Genomic DNA, 18,858 nt, shown 5'->3' on the forward strand with positions numbered 1-18,858 from the left:
AAGCATGTCCACTCCTGCTGCTCATCTCGGTGACTACACGCGACCCGGGGGCGTAGTCCCCAGCAAATCGGACCTGCGGGCCGCGTTGGCGTGCTGGCGCGGTTACGTCCAGGGCGATCCCGATGTCGTCTTCGAGGTCCACCTGTCGCTCGCGGCCAACGTATGGGGGCGTTCCTTCCACCAGGTTCGCGCTCATCCCAACGGGCGTAAGGTTTTTCGAGACAAGCCGAATATTCTGTCGAAGTTGCGTGACGATGCGTATTTGGCAACACTTCCGCCGGGCACCGTCGGGCACGCCTACCGGACGTTCCTGACCACCAACCGACTGGACGCGGGCATCTACGACGAGGCCGGCATCGTGCGACCGTTGGCCGAAAAGTACAACTGGGATGAGGACTACTACTACTTCGTCATGCGGGTGACGGCGTTGCACGATCTGATCCACGTACTCACCGGCTACGGCCCTGACCTAGCGGGTGAGGTCATCGCGATCGGTTTCACCTGTGGACAGATGGAACCCGCCACGCCGTTGCGGCAGATCGGTTATGCCATGGCCGCGGGGGTCCCCGGCGCTCGCCTGCCACACAAACTGCGGGTATACCGGCAGGCCGTCGAACGAGGCCGCCGAGCGGACAAGCTCGCGGTCGCGCCGTGGGAGGACCTGCTCGACGAACCGCTGGACGAGGTGCGCGCGCTTCTCGGTGTCGCGCCGCTGTCAGAAGCTCATCCACGCGGAACGTGGTACACCACATGGACTCCCCGGGGAGCCGATCCGCTGAGCCGCTGGGACTACGACGAAATAGTCGCCGGCCTGTAGTCCGTGGGGTTCATCGTCTCGACAAGGTGACAGGCAGCCCGCCCGCCAAGCCAGTGGCACCGCGCATCTGGTGCCTGGGCCGCCAGCCCGCCCGCAGGGTCACGCTGAAGCGTTGCAGGATCGCGCCAAGGGTCAAGACCGCCGCGGCATTGGCGATCCGGTAGCCCATACACTTGCGTGGCCCGATGTTGAACGGCACGTAGGCATTTCGATTGATCTCGTCGTCGAGGAACCTGTTGGGCCGGAACGCGTCCGGCTCGGTCCAGAATCTCGGATCGCGGTGCAGGCCGTACGGCGAGACCAGCACGTGCGAGCCGGAGGGAATGAGGTAACCGCCGAGCTCGTCATCTTCGGCGGCGGTCCGGATATTCGCGGGGGTTGCTGCCTGAATCCGCTGACCTTCGTCAAAACAGCAGCGAAGATATGTCAACTCGTCCAGATCCCGATATCTCAGCGGCACACCGGACAGGCGATCGACCTCCTGGTAAGCCCGTCCCAGTGCCTCTCGATCGGCAGCCAACAACGCCACCGTCCAGCCGAGTGCACCCGAAGTGGTATCCACCCCGGCCAGCACCAGATCGAGGAGCTCCGAGCGCATGCGGGCATACTGTTCTGCCGGTGAGCCAGGGAAGGACATCCCCAGCAACACGTCGAGCACATCGGGATTTGCTTGCGGCCCTGTGCCACGACGGTGTGCGATGAATCCGTCCAATGCTTGGACGATGAACTGCTTCGCGGCCTCGCCGCGCGCCCGGGACGGTCGCGGCAGAAAGTCCGGAAGCACGTACGTCGTCGTTCGCCACATCACGTAGCCGGCGTACGCGCGGATCGCCCCGACGAACCGTCTGAGCTGCGTGACCGACAGGGCGATGCCGAACATCGACCGCATCAATCCGTCCATGACCACGACGGCGAGCTCATCCTGCAGGTCGATCTGCTGACCTGAATCGGCGAGAATGCGCCAACCGTCGACCCGTTCAGAGATGCCGGCCACCAGCGCGTCCCCTACCGAGGCCAGCGCCTGCGCACCGAACAGTGGGCTGAGCTCTCGCCGGGTGCGCCGCCATTCCTCTCCCACAAGCAAAGGCAACGGAACCGGTTCGTCGAAGAACAGTTCGCGTATCGACTCGTGTTTGAGGTAGCGGTCGTGATGACGCGTCATCACATGGTCGACATGATCGGGATGACTGACCAGGGTCACCACGATTCCGGGTGCGGGAACGGGGATGTCGACCACGTCGCCGTAGCGGCGTGCGAGCTCCGGCAACAAGGTGTACGTCGGATCGGGCAACTGACCGGCGAGAATCATGGCGAACCGGACCAGACCCGGACCGGGCGGACGCCGTAGAATCGCTGGGCTCATGTCGCGGGCTCCTAGACGGATTTCGGACTGGCCGGCTCGAGATTGACACCGAACAGCCGCCCGGCCCGCGCGGATAGTTCCGGCGCCATCGCCCCGAACGCCAGCGCCAGACGGATATCGATCGGCGCCACGATCGTCTCGGCCTTGTTGCGTCTGACCGCATTCAACACTGCCGCCACCACCTCCTGTGGGCTGTTGGTGCGCATGCCCCGGGGCAGCGCCACCCCGCTGTCGACGAACATTCCGGCGTCCCGTACGAATACCGGTTCCACGATGGAGACCCCGATCCCGAGCCCGTGCAGATCCTGGCGCAGCGCCAGCGCGAACCCTCGTAGGCCGAACTTCGTGGCGTTGTAGACGACTGAATTCGCGGCAGTGACCCTGCTGCCCGCCGAGCCGATGAACACGATGTGTCCGCGGCCCTGTTCCTTCATCATCGGCAGGAACCCATGCGCCATCACCAAGGGTGCGCGCAGATTCACCGCGACGGCCTCGTCGATGTCCTGCACCGCCACCTCACCCGACCTGCCACCGGCCTGCACGGCGGCGTTCGCGATCAGCACATCGACGGGACCGGATTGTGAGATCAGCCGATCGACATCCTCGGATCGGGACAGATCGGCCACAATGGCGGTGGCATCCAGTTCGGCCGCCAGCGCCCCGAGCGGCTCCGCGCGCCGTCCGGTCAGGATGAGTTCGGCTCCGGCATTCTTGAGCCCCCGCGCCATTGCACACCCGAGGCCGCCGCTGGCGCCCGAGAGCAATACCGTCTTGCCCCTCACCCGCATGCCTGCCTCCTCGGCGTGGTCATCGAATCACCGTGACCGGAAGGGATTCCCAACCCGCGACGGTGGGTGCTTCCAGCCGTCTAGCCTCGTCCCAGAGCACCTTGTAGCGCGGCATGAAGTCGAGCAGATGATCGATCGCGATGGCGGTTTCCAGCCGTGCGAGGGGCGCCCCGAGGCAGGTGTGTATCCCATATCCAAAGCCGAGATGCACCGGTTGCGTTGCGCCGCGATCGATGTCGAAGGTGTTGGGATGTTCGAAGACCGCTGGGTCGCGGTTCGCTGCGGGACCGCAGAGCAGGACAGCTTTGCCCGCCGGGATGGGGATCCCTTGTATCTCGGTGTCCTTCATGGTCCATCGGACGTTGTAGCGGACCGGCCCGTCATAACGCAGTAGTTCCTCCACCGCAGCCGCAATCTTGGTGCGGTCGGCTACCAACGTCTCCCATTGGTCAGGATGCGCAGCGAATACAGCCACCGCGTTGCCGACCAGTTCCGTGACAGTCTCGCCACCGGCACCGGCGAGAACCAAGGCGAAGCCGGTGATCTCCAGATCCTCCAGCCTGGAGGTCTCTCCGCTGCCGCGTTCAATCTCGGCGTCCAGCAGTCGGCTGATGAGATCATCGGCGGGGCAAATCCGGCGCTGTTGCACGAGTTCGTAGAAGAACATCACCGCTTTGCCGATCGCTTCCGTACTCGCCGCGCTGCGCTCCATCCGCCCCGGTTCCACCTTGCTGTTGGCCAGATCCACCCAGCGCTTGACCTGCTGCCTCGATTCTTCGGGCACGCCGGCCATACTCGCGACGATCTCGATGGGAAAAAGCGACGAGAATTCGCCCACCACATCGAAGTGAGCCGGGTCGGCCACGGACAGGTAGCACTTGACGAGGTCCTCAATGACTCCCTCCAGCGCACCAATTGCCCTGGCGCCGAAGGATTTACTGACCAGCCCACGCATCCTACGATGTTCGGGTGGGTCCATGAAAAGGATCGCCGGCGGCGCCTGTTCGCCGGACTTCGCCATCGCCAGGTCGAAGCCTTTGGTCGATGAGAATGTTTCGTAGTCCCCGTACGCTGCCACCACGTCGCGGTAGTGAGTCAGCGCGTAGAAGTCGTGATCCTTGTTGTAGTAGACGGGCGTTTCTTCCCGCAGCTGACGGTAGATGCCGTGATGGTCCATCAGGAACTCATGCGAGTACGGATCGAAGTTCGATTCCAACGCAGCCATTGCCCCCCTGACTCGTGTGCTGCGAGCTGTCGTCGTCAGGTGGCCTGCGCCGCGTCGACGAGTCTGTCCTTCATCACCTTGCCGGTCGCATTCAGCGGCAGCTCGTCGAGGAACTCGACGTACCGAGGCACCTTGTACCCGGCCATCCGGTCCCGGCTCCAGGCGATCAGCCCCTCGGCGTCCGTCGCTTCGCTCGCCCCGGCCTCATTCCCCGTCGCTTCGCTCGCCCCGGCCTCATTCCCCGTCGCTTCGCTCGCCCCGGCATGCAACACCACGAATGCCTTGCCCACCTGACCCATCCGCTCATCGGGGACGCCGATGACCGCGGCCTGCGCCACGGCGGGATGTTCCATCAGGAACCCTTCGATCTCGGCCGGGTAGGCGTTGAAACCGCCCACGATGAACATGTCCTTCTTGCGGCCGACGATCTTCAGCCGTCCGGAGTCGGTGAACTCGCCGAGGTCGCCGGTGTGCAGCCAACCGTCGGCATCGATGGCGTCCGCGGTGGCTGCCGGGTCGTCGAGATACCCGCGCATGATGCTGTAGCCACGCACCACCACCTCACCGTCCTCGGCGATGCGCACCTCGACATCCGCGCACGGCAACCCCGCGGTGGTGGCGACGTCTTCGGGGCTGTCGCCGGGCCGGGACAGCGTGACGTTGCCGGCCTCGGTCAGGCCATATCCGGTCATCAGCGTCTGGAACGGCAACTCGTCACGGATTCGGCGGATCAGTTCGACGGGGATGTCGGCGGCACCCGTCACGCCCGCGCGCAGCGTGGCCAGCCTGGACTTGTCGGCGACGGTCAGCAGTGAGTGATACAGCGTGGGCGGGCCGGGGAGCATCGTGATGCGTTCGTGCTCGATGAGATCCACCACAGCGTCGATGTCGAACATGGCTACCGGCACCATGGTCGCACCGCGCAGGAAGGAGGCGATGAGGCCGGCTTTCAGCCCGAAGGTGTGGAAGTACGGGTTGATCATCAGGTAGCGGTCGCCGCGGCGCAGGTCGGCCAGGGTCGCCCATTCCTCGTACATCCGCAGCGTCTGACGGTGACCCATCATGGCGCCCTTGGGGCGCCCGGTGGTACCCGAGGTGTAGATGACATCGGAGACGTCGCCGCCGTCGGTGTCCGCCACGAACGGTGTACCGCTGCCCAGGAAGTCCGAGCGCAGATCGATATTCGGGACGCCCGGCAGCGCGAAATCCTGGTCCAGGAAACCCTGATGCACCAGAACGGCTTTGGCGCCGCTGCGGGCGACGACGTCAGCGGCCTCGTCAGCCTTGAACCGGGTGTTGACGGGCACCAGGACGCCGCCCGCGGTCATGATGCCGAACGCGGCGATGATCCATTCGACCGAATTGGGCGCCCACACGGCCACCCGGTCGCCTTTGGCGATGCCGAACTCGTTGAACGCACCCGACGCCAGGCGGATGCGTTCAACGAGTTCTACGAAGGACAAGCGCTGCGGACCGTCGACGACGGCTTCGGCATCGCCGAACCGGTCCGCAGCGCTGAGCACCATCTCTGGGATGGTCTGCCAGCTCATCTAGGTGGTGATGAGACGTCCGAGGTTGCCACCCATGATCTTGGCCTGATCCTCGACCGCGAGGTGCTCGAGTGCGGTGATGTAGTGGGTCGGCTCGGCCAGGCCCTCGGGGTGCGGCCAGTCGGAGCCGTACAGCACCTGGTCCACGCCGATCAGGTTGATCAGGTCGTCGATGCCCTCTTCGTAGAACGGGCTGACGTAGATGCGGTTCTTGATCTCTTCCATCGGGTTGCCCAGGAAGGCCTCGGGAGCCTTCTTGTAAACCTCGGCCATGGAGTCCAGTAGCGGGAACATCCACTTGGAGCCGGCCTCGACGATGCCGACCTTCAGCTTGGGGTGCCGGAACAGCGCACCGTGGATGACCCACGAGGCCACGGCATCCTGGATGGGGCGCCACTCGTTGAGGATCGACATCGCGTTGGTCTGGAACGGCAGCATCTCCTGCGCGCCACCGTCCCATTCGGAGGTGTAGCGCGAGTAACCGCTGTCGCTGGAGTGCATGCCGACGAAGACGTCGTGGTGCACGCAGCGCTCCCAGAACGGGTCGAACTCGGGCAGCGCGAAGGAGCGCGGGCCGCGGAAACCGGGCACCGGCGCGGGACGGATCAGGATGGCGCGGGCGCCACGCTTGACCGCCCATTCCAGCTCCTCGATCGCCTTGTCCAGGATCGGCAGGGTGATGACCGGGGTGGTGAAGATACGGCCCTGGTAGTTGAAGCCCCACACCTCGTGCAGCCACTCGTTGAGCGCGTGGACGATGACGTGGATGGCGACCGGGTCGTCGGCGAGCCGCTCTTCGATCAGGCTGGCCAGCGTCGGGAACATCAGCGAGCGGTCCAGGCCCAGCTCGTCCATCACCTTGAGGCGCGGCTCGGGCTCGAAGAACGCCGGGATGGCCTTCATCGGCTCACCGAACAGTTCGCGCTTGCTCTTGCCGTCCGGATTGCCGAACTTGAAGTATTCCTCCCACGCGCCGGGCTTGGCGACCACCGAGAAGGTGGGGTTGGGGATGTAGTTGCTGATCTGGCCCTTGATGGCGATCTTGGTGCGGCCGTTGATCTCGACGTACTGGACGATGTCCTTGTACTCCTTGGGGAGGTACTTGGTCATCGCCTCGGGCGGCTCGTAGAGGTGGTTGTCCGCATCGAATAGCGGAAACGGAACGTCGACCCGATGCGACAGTTGACCCATGAGATGCTCCTTTTCGGTTCTTGAGAATCATATTCTCATAAAATTGATGTCGCAATGCCCTCAGGGGGCATTGCCTGAGGACTCGCTCACAAGCTGACGGATCCGGAACTTCTGCACCTTGCCGCTGGCGGTCCGCGGATAGTCCTGGCCGTCGGGGACCTCGTGCAACTGCTCCGGCCATTTCTGCCGGGCCACGCCGGCCGCCGCGAAATGCTCCTTGACCTGGGTCAGCGTCGGCATCTCCGCGCCGCTGCGGATGCGCAGCACCGCAGCGACACATTCTCCGAGGCGGGTGTCGGGGGCCGCCACCACCGCCGCCTCGACGATCTGCGGCATGCTCAGCAACACCTCTTCGACCTCCAGGGCGCTGATGTTCTCCCCGCCCCGGATGATGAGGTCCGCCGTGCGGTCGGTGATGGTCAGGTAGCCGTCCTCGTCGAGTACGCCGATGTCACCGGTGCGGTACCAGCCGTCGTCGTCGAAATGTTTCGCGGTCAGCGCGTCGTCGGTGTAGCCCAGGCACAGGTCGGGGCCCCTGCTGAAGATCTCCCCGTCCGGCGCGAGCCGGATCTCCACCCCCGGGCGGACGTTGCCGTCGGTGAACAGCCGCTTGTCCTCGGGTGCGGTGACCCCCGATCCCGTGATGGACGGATGTTCGGTGCTGCCGTAGGAGCGATAGACGAACAGCCCCTGGTCGGCCAGTCGCCGGGTGACGGCAGCGGGCACGGTCGAGCCACCGAGGCCGACGGTGGTGAACTTCGCGAGGTGGCCCGAGTCGAATCGGGGGTGGTCCATCAGGCTGGTGACGAAGTACGGCGGCCCGCCGCCGATGGACAGGCCGTCGCGTTCGATCAGGTCCAGCACCTTCGCCGGATCCCAGACGTCGCACAGGTCGATCGGCGTCCCTTCCAGCACCGGGATGAGGAAGGCGCCGATCATGCCGATGAAGTGCCCGACCGGGGTCGCCGTGAGTTGTCGGCCCCGGTTGGGCGGGTAGTTGGCGAGCAGCTGCCGGGTCTCGAAGCCCAGCGTCTGATGGCTGTGGATGACGCCCTTCGGATCCTTCGTGGTGCCGGAGGTGAAGGCGATCAGCGCCCGGGCGGCGGGGTCGGCGGCCAGGGTTCCGCTCATGGGCTGGTCTGCGAGCAACTCGTCGAAGCTCGGCTGACCCACGAGGCCCACGACCGGGATGTCCGCGCACAGGTCGGGCTGGAAGGTCATCCGGCCGAACTGCTCGGTGGACAGGAAGACCTTCGGTTGGGCCGTCGCGATGATGTGCGTGAGTTCCTTGCGCCCATAGAAGTGGACGATGGGCACCGTCACCGCACCCAGGAACGCCGAGGCCCAGAACGCGACGGCGGCTTCCATCCAGTTCGGCAGTTGCAGCGCCACCACGTCACCGGGGCCGACGCCGCGCGCGTGCAGACCGGCGGCCAACCTTCTGGCCTGCAGCTCGACCTCACCGAAGGTGCCCGAGTAGGGCCGGGTCTCGGAATGCACGTAGAAACCGGCATCCGGGCTGGCGGCCAAGCCGTCGGCCAACATCTGACCGAGGGTCTCCGGTCGCCACCACCCTTCCTCCACGTACCGTTTGGTCAGGTCAACGGGGATGACGCGCACCTTGGTGATGCTATTCTCACCTCGCGAGAATGCCAATATCGAATTGGGAGAATGCTTGATGGTCGACCTCGAGATCGAGGACGGATTGGCGGTCATCACCGTCGACCGGCCGCACGCGCGCAATGCCATCTCGTTGGACACGATGAACGAATTGAGCACCGCGCTCGACGGTGCCGAGGGCGCCCGAGCCCTGGTCATCACCGGCGGCGGTGACAAGGCGTTCGTCTCGGGTGGAGATCTCAAGGAACTGGCCGCGTTGCGCACCGAACTGGAGGCCGCCGAGATGGCCTGGCGGATGCGCACCATCTGCGATCGCATCGCCGGCTTCCCCGGCCCGGTGCTGGCCGCCCTCAACGGGCACGCCCTCGGCGGTGGCGCCGAGTTCGCCGTTGCTGCCGACATCCGCATCGCCGCAGACGACATCAAGATCGGCTTCAACCAGGTCTCGTTGGCGATCATGCCGGCGTGGGGTGGGGCCGAGCGCCTCGGCGCCCTGGTCGGCCGCAGCCGCGCCCTCTTACTTGCCGGCACGGGCCGGGTGCTCGGCGCCGCCGAGGCTCAGCGGCTGGGCCTGCTCGACGAAGTGGTGCCGCGCGCGGAGTTCGCCGAGCACTGGCGCACGACGGCGCACCTGCTGGCCCGCCAGCCGGGCGCGTCGATCAAGCGCGTCATCAACGGGACCACGACCACCGATGCGGTGTCCGCATTCGCGAAGCTGTGGGTGTCCGACGAACACTGGGCCGCCGCCGACAAGGTGCTGAACAAGAGCAAGTAGTCCGGGTGGGCTCAGCCCAGTTCCCGGATCGGATCGGTGCCGTCCCAGCCCTCAGCGGCCTGGCGCACGAACGTCGCCATTCCCGCCGACGCCTCCGTCAGCTCCATGATCTCCATGATGGCCGCCCCGGTGGGCGGTTCGGCGTAGGCGAACCGCACTCCCCCGTCCTCCCCACCGGACCACACCACCGGCCAGCCCGCGCGTTCGATGTCCGCCATGGTGGCGTCGAAATCCTCGGTCCAATAGGCCAATTGGTGAAATCCCCCGGCCGGCCCGCGCGCGGCCAGGAATTCGGTGAACACGCTGGGGGTGTCGTCGTGCTGGGTGATCAGTTCGATCTGCAGGTCGCCGCTGTTGGCCAGCGCCAGTGACAGCGTCACCTCACAGGGCGCACCGCGGTAGGTGACCCGCTGCGGCAAGCCACGGATGACGAACCACGGCCCGACACCGAGACGTACCCAATCTGCCAGTGCCGCATCGAGATCGGGAACCACATAGCCGATCTGGCGGATATTTCCGGGAAGCACCGCGTCAGCCTAGCCGCGGCCGGCGCATGCTTGAGGCGAAATAGCCGATCGGCTACTGTGGGTGATCTGGATAGCCGAACGGCTATCAGCATGAAGGCGGGTGTCGATGAATACCAGAGGCCAGCGCATCCTGTTGTGGACGGCACCGCCGGCGGTCGCGCTGTTGGTGCTCGCCTACGTCCTGTTCCCGCCCTTCTCCCCACCGCTGTCGCCGACGCTCACCCCCGAGGAGGTGGCAGCGTTCTTCCGCGACCACAACACCGGCATCCTCGGCGTGGTGATCCTCTGCAATCTGATTGCGGGGTCCCTGGTCCCGCTGTTCGCCGTCACCGCCGTACAGATCTCCCGCACCGGCACGTCGAGCAGCGTGTTCACCTACGCCTACGTCATCTGCGTCGGCGTCGGCACGACGGCGTTCATCCTCGCCGACTACTGCTGGGGGGTGGCGGCGTTCCGGCCCGACCGCGACCCGCAGCTCATCAGCCTGCTCAACGACATGGCCTGGTTCTTCTTCATCGCACCGGTCGGCGCGATCGTCGTACAGAACCTCTGCTTCGCCCTCAGCGTCTACCTGGACGCCCGGCCCGACCCGATCTTTCCGCGCTGGGTCGCCCACTTCAACATCGCCATCGCCGCCCTGCTGATCCCGAGCGCCTTCTCGATCCTGCACACGACGGGCCCGCTCGCCTGGGACGGTGCCCTGTCATTCACGTTGCGGCTCCTCGTGTTTGCGAGCTACCTCGTGGTGATGTTCCTGGTACTGCTGCGCACCGTGGCGCGCCAGGGCAGCGAACAGGCGGTGCTGGCATGAGCGAGGCTTGCCGAGCGAATCAACGATCCACGGGCGCACAAACCCGCCGCCCCGGCCGCAAGCGGGACCAGTGGATCGCGTTCTGGACCGTGCCCGTGTTCTTCAACCTGTTCGGGATCGTCTTCGTCCCGTTGAGCTGGATGATGCCGCCGCGCTCACCGAGCAGCAGCGAACCCCAGATCGTCGAGTTCATGCAATCGCACAATCTGCTCATCGCGTGCGCCATCCTGACGCTCTCCTTCGGGCTGGCGCCCCTGTCGAACGCGGTGTACCTCACCCAGATCAAACGGATGTCGGTCAGCCCGGCGTTTCGCTACGGGGTCATGATCGGGTCCATGACCGGCGCGATGGTCGGCATGCTGTTCCCGATGTTCTGCTTCGGCCTCGGCGCCTTTCGGTCCGGATACGACCCGTCGACGCTGGCGATGCTCTACGACTTCGGCTACCTGGCCTACATCGGCTCGCTGGGTTGCTTCTGCGTCATGTGGATGTGCTTCGGGCTGGCCATCCTGCTCGACACGAACAACATCTTGCCGAAATGGCTTGGCTACTACACCATCTGGCAGTACGTCACCGAGCTGATGGCGGCGCCGGTGTGGATCGCCAAGTCCGGTCCGTTCGCGTGGAACGGCCTGTTGACGTTCTGGTTCGCCATGGTGCTCTACGTGTCATGGCAGATCATCGTCTACGTCTGCATCTACCGGGCCATCAAGAACCAACCCGACGATGAACTCGAAAAAACCTGGCTGGAAACGTCGTCACCGGCACCGGAGAAGGCGCACGCATGACAGACCTCGCCGAGGGAACGACCGACACCCGGCGAAACATCAAGGCACGCAACCACTTTCCCGGTGAGCCCAGCATGTGGTTCTTCGTCATCGGCGACCTGTTCATCTTCGGCGTCTACTTCGTCGCCTACATGTACTACCGCGGCCAGGACCCTGAGCTGTTCCTGCAGGGCCAGGCAAGGCTGAACGTCGACGTCGGCGCGATCAACACCGTGATGTTGTTGACCAGTTCACTTTTCGTCGCGCTGGGCACCGCGGCTGCTCGCGGCGGCAAGGCTGCCGACGCGATGCGACTGTTCGGCGTCGCGTTCGCCTTCGGTGCGGCGTTCCCGCTGTTGAAGCTCTTCGAGTACATCCCCGAGATCACGGCCGGCCTGACGCCCGGAACCAGCCTGTTCTTCATGTACTACTACCTGATGACCGGGTTGCACCTGTGTCACGTCTTGCTCGGTCTGGTGATCCTGGCCTTCGTGATCCGCGACCTGCGTGGCCCGCATGCGCCGAAGATCGCATTCGTGGAGACCGGCGCCACCTACTGGCACATGGTCGACGTGCTGTGGCTGATCCTGTTCGCATTGCTCTACCTGATGAGGTGATGACCGGTGACGTCCTACCTTCGCAACCCGCTGATCGCCGTCTGGGCGCTGCTCACGACGGTCACCGTGGTGTCGTGGTTGACGGCCCGTGACGGCGGTGCGGCGCATCAGCTCAACGTCGCGGTCACCGTCACCGTCCTGGCGCTCGCCGCGGTGAAGACCTTTCTTGTCATCTGGCATTTCATGGAGGTGCGCCAGGCACCCGTCTGGCTGCGGGCGACCACCGCCGGTTGGCTGATCGGCCTCTTCGCGTTGCTGCTGGCCTTCTACCTCACGGCCCGGTGAGGGCGCTACTGCGCGGCGGGCACCACTTCCGGGATCCCGTCCTCGATGCGCAGCAACTGTCCGTCGGGCAAGGGGATCTCCAGCGGCCGTAGCGGGCCCTCCAGCTCGTGCAGCCAGAGCTCCACCATCTTCAGGGTCTCCTCATGACCAGTGGACATGCCGAGCACCTGCTCCACCACCAGCACCCGGGACAGGCTGGTGGCGAACACCGTCCACACCACCGGCGGCACCTCGGAGGTGTCCACCCCGTAGCGATCGAGGGCGGTGGAGATCGCGGCCACCTGGTCTTCGCGATATCTCTCGGCGAACGTGCGGATCTCGGCGCGCAGCACCTTGCGATGGTTTGCCAGCCCCATGAATTCCATCGTCAGTCTCGTCGCCGTCGGGTCCATGCCGAACAACCACAGCGCCCACAGTGGCTGCTCCGTCTGCAGCGCGGCGGCGTGCACCGCGAGACCCTGTTCGGCGATCCGGCGGAAGACCGCGAGGAACAGGTCATCCATGGTGCGGAAGTAGTAGTGCACCAGCTGCGGCTTGAGACCGGCTTTCTCGGCGACACGGCGGGAGGTGACGGCGGCATAGCCCTCTTCGAGCATCAACCCCTCGGCGGCATCGAGCAGGACACCGCGATTCTTCGCATCCGGTGCCCCGATCCTGCGCGACGTCGTCATGCTCTCCCCAGTCTTTGCTCAGCGTGCACCGATCGTAGTCACCGGCGGCCTTGTGATCTTGACCACGACTCTATCGCCATGCTAAGCAGGTGCACAGCATTTTGAGCCGCAATGACTTTGGACGGATTCACCGTTCCCTCAGCCCAGGGAGAACTTTTCGATGACGAACGACTACGCGACGCTGGATTTCCTCACCGACCAGTCGCTGGTGCCCAATCCGTACCCGTACTTCGATTACCTGCGTGAGCAGAATCCGGTGCTGCAGGTTCCGCCGTGGGGTTGTTACGCCGTCACGGGCTACGAAGCGGCAATCGCGGTCTACAAGGACACCGATACCTTCTCCAATGCCGTCGCGTTGGGCGGACCGTTCCCTCCGCTGCCGTTCACCCCGGAGGGTGACGACATCTCCGAGCAGCTCGAGGCGCACCGCCATCTGCTGCCGATGTTCGAGCACATGGTCACCATGGATCCGCCCGACCACACCAAGGCCCGCTCGCTGCTGAACCGGTTGCTCACTCCGCGCCGGCTCAAGGAGAACGAGGACTTCATGTGGAAGCTGGCCGATGTCCAGCTCGACGAATTCCTGACCAACGGGCAGTCGGAGTTCCTCGCCGAGTACGCCAAGCCGTTCTCGCTGCTGGTGATCGCCGACCTGCTCGGTGTGCCCGAGGAGGACCACAAGCAGTTCCGCACGGTGCTGGGCGCCGATCGGCCCGGCGCCCGCGTCGGCTCCCTGGAACAGGAAGTCGTCGCAGAGAATCCGCTGCAGTTCCTCGACGACAAGTTCGTCGCCTACCTCGAGGACCGGCGCGCCACCCCCCGCGAGGACGTCCTCACCTCACTGGCGACCGCGCTGTACCCGGACGGATCGGTGCCTCCGGTCATCGAGCCGGTGCGGTCGGCGACGTTCCTCTTCGCCGCAGGCCAGGAGACGACCACCAAACTGCTCAGCGCCGCCATGCGGGTACTGGCCGAGAATCCCGAGGTGCAGCAGAAGCTGCGCGCGGATCGCAGCCTCATCCCGACCTTCATCGAGGAGTCGCTGCGCCTCGAGAGCCCGGTCAAGTGCGACTTCCGTCTGGCCCGCAAGACAATTGAGCTGAACGGTGTTCGGATTCCGGCAGGCGCCCCGGTGATGGTGCTCCCCGGAGCGGTCAACCGCGACCCGAGTCGCTTCGAGAACCCGCACGAGCTGCAGCTGAACCGCAAGAACGTGCGCGAGCACATGGCCTTCGGCCGCGGCGTGCACTCCTGCCCCGGCGGACCGCTGGCCCGGGTCGAGGGCCGCGTCTCGATCGAGCGCATCCTGGACCGGATGCTGGACATCCACGTCGACGCCGAGAAGCACGGTCCCGTCGGCGACCAGAACTTCAATTACGAACCGACGTTCGTGCTGCGCGGCCTGACCGAGCTGAACATCAAGTTCACCCCGGTCGCGTAACCCTCCGCTCAGATCGACGTCATGGCTGTTCCGAGTGCTTCGGAGCAGCCATGACGTCGTCTACGGGTCAGGGATAATGGCGGCGTGACGTCCGGCAGTTCTCTCGGCGCCGATTCCGGTGACACCCGGCGCCGAATCCTGGACGCCGCCCTCGACCTCGCGTCGACGACCGGACTGCGCAAGTACTCGATGGAACAGATCGCGCGGACGGCCAAGATCGGCCGGGCCACGCTCTACCTCTATTTCAACGGCCGCGAAGCATTGATCGCGGCCCTGGTGGAAGCCGAACTGGCGCGCTACTTCGCAGGCATCCAGGCCGTCATCGACGGCTACGAGGACACCGACGACCGGCTGGTGCACGGCTTCGCTGCGGCGTATCGAGGACTGCGACACCATCCCGCGTTCACGACGGTCCTGCGGGTGAACCCCGACCTGCTCGCCCCGTACCTGATCGCCGAGAACTCGACCGCGATGGATCTGGCACGGGGCTTCGTCTTCGCAGCGGTCCGGGCCGGCGAGCTGCCCGACGACGTGCGCGCCCAATTCGCCGAACACGTCGCGCGGACCATCCACTCCTTCATCCTGATTCCCGGCGGCGTCCTCAAGCTGGACTCCGCCGACGGCCCCGAGGAGTACGCCAGGCGTTTTCTGTTGCCGGTGCGCCTCGCCTTGGCAGCGGGGCGCTAGCCTCGCACCGCAATCGAAACTATGCTCTCCGATGACGAGAACATCATTCTTCAAAAGTGCGAAGCCTAGAATCGCGTTTTTGCCGAATGCGGCCAGCAACCGTTCTATAGTCAGCCGGAGATCGCCTAGCCGTGGAGGACGCCCGTGAAGTCGGTCGTGACGAATACCGCGACCCGCGTCGCGACAGTGGCCGCCATCGTGGGCACGACAATGACGGCAACCCTGCTCGCGGCGGTGCCTGCGCATGCCGACGATCCGGTGTTGCACCACGTCAAGTACACCGTCGGAGCCAGCCAGCCACTGCGTGCGGAGATCTACTACCGCGATACGCAGCCGCCGACGTTCGCCGACTACAGCCACAATCCCTATGTGTACAGCCCGAATGTGGAAGCGGATCTCGGGCCGGGTAAGCCGTGGGTGTTGGAGGCCATGCTGGCCGACCCGCAGGATTGGGCGATGGTGGTCGCCACCAAGCCCGAGCACATGGCAGAACTCTCACAGCCTGGCTTTGTGTGCGAGCTCCGCGTTGATGACATAGTGGTCGCGACGGACTCGGGAACCAAAGGAGTGCTCTGCTCGCAGCGCAGCTGGTGAGTGAACACCAGGCGGGGCGCGGCGCGTAACCTCTGCGGAAATGACATTTCCGCAGCTCAAAGCTTGTTAACAGCGCCCGGTCGGGATACTTCCCGCGCTCGGGTACCGTAGGAAAGATAATGCCATTCTCACAACGAACGCAGTGCCGCAGGGTGCACAACGGACAGGAGGCCGGATGCCATCCCGCAAACCTGGCACACCCGAGCACGCTGATGACGGTGCCGGCATGAGCACACCGACCAACACCGACGCCACGGAGTCACTTGAGCTGGCGGAGGCCGAGGCGCTCGAAGCCGAGACCGCCGCAACGGCCGCGCGCGCCAAGGCGGACGTGCTGCGGCTGCGTCGCGAAGCCGAACGCGCCAAGGCCGACGCCGACCAGGTCGACGAGACCGAAGCCGACCAGACCGAAGACGTCGAGGACGACCCCGAGGCGGTCGTCGATGAGGCCGCCGCCGAAGACACCTCAAGCACCGAAGCCCCCGCCCGCAGCCGCCGACTCGGCCGGGCGCTGCGCTGGGTCGCTGCCGTGGTCACGGTGCTCATCATCGGCGGCCTGATCGCGGCGAGCGCTTGGATTGTCGCCCAGCACAAGAACGTCCAGGCCCACCAGCAGCGGACCGCCGAGTTCGAGGCGGCGGCCCGCCAGGGCGTCGTGACGCTGATGTCGCTGGACTACAACAAGGTCGACGACAACGTGAAGGCGATCGTCGACAACTCCACCGGTGACTTCAAGAAGGACTTCGAGAGCGCCGCCGACGATTTCAAGAAGACCGCTCGCGAGTCCAAGGCGGTCACCGAAGCCAGCGTCAGCTCGGCAGCGGTGGAGACCTCCACGGACCGGGATGCCGTCGTCCTCGTTGCCGCGACCACCAAGGTCACCAACGCCGCCGGCGCCCGGCAGGAACCACGCAACTGGCGCCTTTCCGTGAACCTCGTCCGTGAAGGCGATCAGATCAAAGTATCGAAAGTCGAGTTCGTACCGTGACCGCAGACGACAAGGACTCCTCGGTCACCTCGGCCGCCGCCGAGCTCACCGAGAGCAGCGCCGACACCGATACCGAGACGGCCACCGACGCCGTGGAGGCCGGCGAAAAGGGCGACAACGCAACGGAAGTCAGCGGCGCCGCGGCGAGGCGACGGGTCAGCCGCTCCTGGTTGGTGGCCGCTGTCCTCGCGGTGTTGCTCCTCGCGTCGGCGGGCACGACGGCCTGGCTGTACTTCCACCAGTACCGTCCCGACCAACTGGTCGATGCCGACGCCCAGCAGGCGGTGCTCAAGGCCGCCAACGACGGCACAGTAGCGCTGCTGTCGTATTCACCGGAGACTCTTGACGCCGATTTCAGCAAGGCCAAATCGCACCTGACCGGTGATTTCCTGTCGTACTACACCAATTTCACCCAGCAGATCGTCACGCCGGCAGCCAAGCAGAAGGGCGTGAAGACGTCGGCCGCTGTCATCCGGAAGGGTATCGCGGAGATCGATCCGGACCGCGCGGTGGCGCTCGTGTTCCTCAACCAGGTCACCATCAGCAAGGAAAATCCCGATGGTTCCTACACCACCAGCGCCGTCAAGGTCAGCATGGAGCGCCACGACGGCGCCTGGCTGATCTCCGCTTTCGATCCGGTCTAGCGGTTGATCCGGTCCAGCGGCCGCGATCAGTACCGCTGCAGCGCGAACGTCCAGGTGTTCATCCCGGGTGGACCATTGAAACAGCCAACATCGTAACGGGATTCGACGAACCCGGCGAGGGTGTTCGCATCCCACGTGTAGGTGTCGCGGGTCGGCAGCACCTGGCCCAGGCAACGCAATCCGTCGGGTACATCAGAGGTGAACGAGAACTGGTTGCCCACCCGGGTTGCCTTGCCTCCGTAGTAGGCGCCGCGCTGCGGACTTGGGAGCGCGCTCACCACGGCACACTCGAGAGGCATTCCGGACGGGCCGGGATTGTTGGCCTCGCACGGATAAAACGCCCAGATCCACTGCGGGCCACCGTTGGCCCAGCGGTCGCTCAGCACCTCGTAGTTGCCCAGCTTCTGGTCAGCGTGTGCTGATGGGGCCAAGCCCACCGCAGCCACGGCGGCGACGGCTGCGCTCAGAATCGACCGCTTCATCGGTCCTCCCGTTCTAGGTAAAGCATGGGCCGCGAGCCGATTACAGGTCTCCGCGCAGCCACACGGTTTTGTCATTGGCGGGCACGCAGGTCAGGAACAGGCCATCGGGCGCCTGTGCCACTTCCCCGTCGTAGCCGTGGCACTCGGAATTCTCGTCTTTGACACCGTGCATCTCTGGGGACCGGAACCACCTCGGCGCGTACCGCCGCGGCGATCCGCAGAACACCAATCGCCCCCAATTCGTCACGCCGTAGACGTAGTAGGTGGTGTTGTCGCACGGAGCACCCAGCACCACGTTGGGCGCGATACCCGGTGTGCAGCCGGGATAGTCGCATCCCCCCGGCGTCGAGGCGGGGTCGGCCGCGGCAAGGGGCGCAATTGCCCACGGTGTCGCTGCAGCGGTCACCGCCATTGCCAAGGCCGCCACCCTTTGTCGCATGCTCATGGCTGTCCTGCCTTTCCCCGCCTGTGTCCGGATCACAACTTGTGCACGGTGAACGGCATCTGGATCACCAGCGGCTGATTCTTGCCGCATGCGCCGCTGACACCGATGGTCCGGTCATAGCCCTGCAGAGTTCCGACATTCATCCTGTCGTACTGGCCGTTGGCATCGGTGCCCTGGAACTGGAAACGCTGCCGGCCCGGCGAAAAGGTGCCGTCCGGGCAAGGCTGCCAATTGTCGTGGTAGAGATCCACGATCCAGCGGGTGGTGCGAAACTCCAGCGGCGCCGACCAACCCTGGTCACTGGTCACAGTGCCGCTGCAGGTGTGCGCGTCACTACAGGACGAACTGAAAGTCCACGTTGCGACGACCGTCTTCTCGTCCATGAAGACCTCATTGGTACGAGCCCAGTCACCGTTGGACACCACCCGGTAGGCGCCGTTGAGTTCCCAACCCATGGCGGCGTGCGCTTCTGGCGCCACTGCCACGCCGGACAGCGCGCTGATCAGCGCAGCGACGCCGGCGGTTACACGAAAGGTCCGCATCGCATCTCCTCACCGTTGCCGATACCAC

Annotated in this window: 22 protein-coding genes; 11 read left to right on the forward strand and 11 right to left on the reverse strand. The window is 65.2% G+C overall.

The window, feature by feature from the left end; genetic code table 11:
- Positions 1–4: 4 nt before the first annotated feature.
- Positions 5–817, forward strand: coding sequence for a Coq4 family protein (locus AC1DY7_RS28045; protein WP_477497023.1), 813 nt, complete (start codon positions 5–7; stop codon positions 815–817).
- Positions 818–827: 10 nt separating this feature from the next.
- Here AC1DY7_RS28045 and AC1DY7_RS28050 read toward each other — a convergent pair whose 3' ends face one another.
- Genes AC1DY7_RS28050 through AC1DY7_RS28075 form a run of 6 tightly spaced genes read right to left on the reverse strand, consistent with a single transcriptional unit; the run spans position 828 to position 8,554 of the window.
- Positions 828–2,180: a cytochrome P450 gene (locus AC1DY7_RS28050; protein WP_477497024.1), complete on the reverse strand. Its 1,353-nt coding sequence runs from the start codon at positions 2,178–2,180 to the stop codon at positions 828–830.
- A gap of 11 nt (positions 2,181–2,191) precedes the next feature.
- Positions 2,192–2,968 (reverse strand): SDR family NAD(P)-dependent oxidoreductase, encoded by a 777-nt coding sequence (locus AC1DY7_RS28055; RefSeq protein ID WP_477497025.1) that lies wholly within the window; start codon positions 2,966–2,968, stop codon positions 2,192–2,194.
- Positions 2,969–2,987: 19 nt separating this feature from the next.
- Entirely contained in the window at positions 2,988–4,193 is a 1,206-nt protein-coding gene (locus AC1DY7_RS28060) for a cytochrome P450 (protein WP_477497026.1), read from the reverse strand.
- A gap of 35 nt (positions 4,194–4,228) precedes the next feature.
- Positions 4,229–5,743 carry a FadD3 family acyl-CoA ligase gene (locus AC1DY7_RS28065; protein WP_477497027.1) on the reverse strand — a complete coding sequence of 505 codons (1,515 nt, stop codon included), beginning with the start codon at positions 5,741–5,743 and terminating at the stop codon, positions 4,229–4,231.
- Positions 5,744–6,934, reverse strand: a complete 1,191-nt coding sequence (locus AC1DY7_RS28070) for an amidohydrolase family protein (RefSeq protein ID WP_477497028.1) — start codon at positions 6,932–6,934, stop codon at positions 5,744–5,746.
- 60 nt (positions 6,935–6,994) lie between these two features.
- A complete protein-coding gene (locus tag AC1DY7_RS28075) occupies positions 6,995–8,554 on the reverse strand; it encodes an AMP-binding protein (protein WP_477497029.1) in 1,560 nt (519 codons plus the stop codon).
- Between the two features lie 58 nt (positions 8,555–8,612).
- Between AC1DY7_RS28075 and AC1DY7_RS28080 the strand changes: the two genes are divergently transcribed.
- Positions 8,613–9,329: an enoyl-CoA hydratase/isomerase family protein gene (locus tag AC1DY7_RS28080; protein WP_477497030.1), complete on the forward strand. Its 717-nt coding sequence runs from the start codon at positions 8,613–8,615 to the stop codon at positions 9,327–9,329.
- A gap of 11 nt (positions 9,330–9,340) precedes the next feature.
- Here the strand turns inward: AC1DY7_RS28080 and AC1DY7_RS28085 are convergent, their stop codons facing one another.
- Entirely contained in the window at positions 9,341–9,856 is a 516-nt protein-coding gene (locus AC1DY7_RS28085; protein ID WP_477497031.1) for a VOC family protein, read from the reverse strand.
- 106 nt (positions 9,857–9,962) lie between these two features.
- Here AC1DY7_RS28085 and AC1DY7_RS28090 point away from each other — a divergent pair, with 106 nt between their 5' ends.
- Genes AC1DY7_RS28090 through AC1DY7_RS28105 form a run of 4 tightly spaced genes read left to right on the forward strand, consistent with a single transcriptional unit; the run spans position 9,963 to position 12,336 of the window.
- The gene (locus tag AC1DY7_RS28090) at positions 9,963–10,667 is read left to right on the forward strand and encodes a hypothetical protein (protein WP_477497032.1); all 705 of its coding nucleotides are present in this window, start codon (positions 9,963–9,965) and stop codon (positions 10,665–10,667) included.
- Positions 10,664–11,455, forward strand: a complete 792-nt coding sequence (locus AC1DY7_RS28095) for a hypothetical protein (protein ID WP_477497033.1) — start codon at positions 10,664–10,666, stop codon at positions 11,453–11,455. The genes AC1DY7_RS28090 and AC1DY7_RS28095 overlap by 4 nt, the downstream gene beginning before the upstream one ends.
- On the forward strand, positions 11,452–12,051 hold the full coding sequence (locus AC1DY7_RS28100; RefSeq protein WP_477497034.1) for a cytochrome c oxidase subunit 3 family protein: 600 nt from the start codon (positions 11,452–11,454) through the stop codon (positions 12,049–12,051). Before AC1DY7_RS28095 ends, AC1DY7_RS28100 begins: the two co-directional genes overlap by 4 nt.
- 6 nt (positions 12,052–12,057) lie before the next feature.
- Positions 12,058–12,336: a cytochrome C oxidase subunit IV family protein gene (locus AC1DY7_RS28105; RefSeq protein WP_477497035.1), complete on the forward strand. Its 279-nt coding sequence runs from the start codon at positions 12,058–12,060 to the stop codon at positions 12,334–12,336.
- Between the two features lie 5 nt (positions 12,337–12,341).
- Here AC1DY7_RS28105 and AC1DY7_RS28110 read toward each other — a convergent pair whose 3' ends face one another.
- A complete protein-coding gene (locus tag AC1DY7_RS28110) occupies positions 12,342–13,007 on the reverse strand; it encodes a TetR/AcrR family transcriptional regulator (RefSeq protein WP_477497036.1) in 666 nt (221 codons plus the stop codon).
- Between the two features lie 160 nt (positions 13,008–13,167).
- Between AC1DY7_RS28110 and AC1DY7_RS28115 the strand changes: the two genes are divergently transcribed.
- The 5 genes from AC1DY7_RS28115 to AC1DY7_RS28135 all read left to right on the forward strand — a co-directional run bounded on the left by AC1DY7_RS28115 (position 13,168) and on the right by AC1DY7_RS28135 (position 17,361).
- Entirely contained in the window at positions 13,168–14,448 is a 1,281-nt protein-coding gene (locus tag AC1DY7_RS28115; protein WP_477497037.1) for a cytochrome P450, read from the forward strand.
- An 84-nt stretch (positions 14,449–14,532) separates the two neighbouring features.
- Positions 14,533–15,135 carry a TetR/AcrR family transcriptional regulator gene (locus AC1DY7_RS28120; RefSeq protein WP_477497038.1) on the forward strand — a complete coding sequence of 201 codons (603 nt, stop codon included), beginning with the start codon at positions 14,533–14,535 and terminating at the stop codon, positions 15,133–15,135.
- Positions 15,136–15,345: 210 nt separating this feature from the next.
- Positions 15,346–15,729, forward strand: coding sequence for a hypothetical protein (locus tag AC1DY7_RS28125; protein ID WP_477497066.1), 384 nt, complete (start codon positions 15,346–15,348; stop codon positions 15,727–15,729).
- A gap of 226 nt (positions 15,730–15,955) precedes the next feature.
- Complete coding sequence (locus tag AC1DY7_RS28130) at positions 15,956–16,717, forward strand: VirB8/TrbF family protein (RefSeq protein WP_477497039.1); 762 nt, start codon at positions 15,956–15,958, stop codon at positions 16,715–16,717.
- Positions 16,714–17,361: a hypothetical protein gene (locus tag AC1DY7_RS28135; protein ID WP_477497040.1), complete on the forward strand. Its 648-nt coding sequence runs from the start codon at positions 16,714–16,716 to the stop codon at positions 17,359–17,361. Before AC1DY7_RS28130 ends, AC1DY7_RS28135 begins: the two co-directional genes overlap by 4 nt.
- A gap of 26 nt (positions 17,362–17,387) precedes the next feature.
- On the opposite strand, the gene AC1DY7_RS28140 is transcribed toward AC1DY7_RS28135, so the two are convergent.
- The 3 genes from AC1DY7_RS28140 to AC1DY7_RS28150 are packed head-to-tail and all read right to left on the reverse strand — an operon-like array spanning position 17,388 to position 18,830.
- The gene (locus AC1DY7_RS28140; RefSeq protein ID WP_477497041.1) at positions 17,388–17,843 is read right to left on the reverse strand and encodes a hypothetical protein; all 456 of its coding nucleotides are present in this window, start codon (positions 17,841–17,843) and stop codon (positions 17,388–17,390) included.
- Between the two features lie 40 nt (positions 17,844–17,883).
- Positions 17,884–18,282 (reverse strand): hypothetical protein, encoded by a 399-nt coding sequence (locus AC1DY7_RS28145; protein WP_477497067.1) that lies wholly within the window; start codon positions 18,280–18,282, stop codon positions 17,884–17,886.
- 38 nt (positions 18,283–18,320) lie between these two features.
- On the reverse strand, positions 18,321–18,830 hold the full coding sequence (locus tag AC1DY7_RS28150) for an Rv2253/PknI dimerization domain-containing protein (RefSeq protein ID WP_477497042.1): 510 nt from the start codon (positions 18,828–18,830) through the stop codon (positions 18,321–18,323).
- Between the last annotated feature and the right edge of the window lie 28 nt (positions 18,831–18,858).

This window comes from Mycobacterium sp. P2_H7, assembly GCF_056403275.1.

Coding starts and splice junctions, on each gene's coding strand:
- AC1DY7_RS28055 (WP_477497025.1), bottom strand. CDS start 2,968: ATGCGGGTGAGGGGCAAGACGGTATTGCTCTCGGGCGCCAGCGGCGGC.
- AC1DY7_RS28110 (WP_477497036.1), bottom strand. CDS start 13,007: ATGACGACGTCGCGCAGGATCGGGGCACCGGATGCGAAGAATCGCGGT.
- AC1DY7_RS28050 (WP_477497024.1), bottom strand. CDS start 2,180: ATGAGCCCAGCGATTCTACGGCGTCCGCCCGGTCCGGGTCTGGTCCGG.
- AC1DY7_RS28090 (WP_477497032.1), top strand. CDS start 9,963: ATGAATACCAGAGGCCAGCGCATCCTGTTGTGGACGGCACCGCCGGCG.
- AC1DY7_RS28125 (WP_477497066.1), top strand. CDS start 15,346: ATGACGGCAACCCTGCTCGCGGCGGTGCCTGCGCATGCCGACGATCCG.
- AC1DY7_RS28065 (WP_477497027.1), bottom strand. CDS start 5,743: ATGAGCTGGCAGACCATCCCAGAGATGGTGCTCAGCGCTGCGGACCGG.
- AC1DY7_RS28115 (WP_477497037.1), top strand. CDS start 13,168: ATGACGAACGACTACGCGACGCTGGATTTCCTCACCGACCAGTCGCTG.
- AC1DY7_RS28080 (WP_477497030.1), top strand. CDS start 8,613: ATGGTCGACCTCGAGATCGAGGACGGATTGGCGGTCATCACCGTCGAC.
- AC1DY7_RS28140 (WP_477497041.1), bottom strand. CDS start 17,843: ATGAAGCGGTCGATTCTGAGCGCAGCCGTCGCCGCCGTGGCTGCGGTG.
- AC1DY7_RS28100 (WP_477497034.1), top strand. CDS start 11,452: ATGACAGACCTCGCCGAGGGAACGACCGACACCCGGCGAAACATCAAG.
- AC1DY7_RS28045 (WP_477497023.1), top strand. CDS start 5: ATGTCCACTCCTGCTGCTCATCTCGGTGACTACACGCGACCCGGGGGC.
- AC1DY7_RS28060 (WP_477497026.1), bottom strand. CDS start 4,193: ATGGCTGCGTTGGAATCGAACTTCGATCCGTACTCGCATGAGTTCCTG.
- AC1DY7_RS28070 (WP_477497028.1), bottom strand. CDS start 6,934: ATGGGTCAACTGTCGCATCGGGTCGACGTTCCGTTTCCGCTATTCGAT.
- AC1DY7_RS28150 (WP_477497042.1), bottom strand. CDS start 18,830: ATGCGGACCTTTCGTGTAACCGCCGGCGTCGCTGCGCTGATCAGCGCG.
- AC1DY7_RS28130 (WP_477497039.1), top strand. CDS start 15,956: ATGAGCACACCGACCAACACCGACGCCACGGAGTCACTTGAGCTGGCG.
- AC1DY7_RS28095 (WP_477497033.1), top strand. CDS start 10,664: ATGAGCGAGGCTTGCCGAGCGAATCAACGATCCACGGGCGCACAAACC.
- AC1DY7_RS28145 (WP_477497067.1), bottom strand. CDS start 18,282: ATGCGACAAAGGGTGGCGGCCTTGGCAATGGCGGTGACCGCTGCAGCG.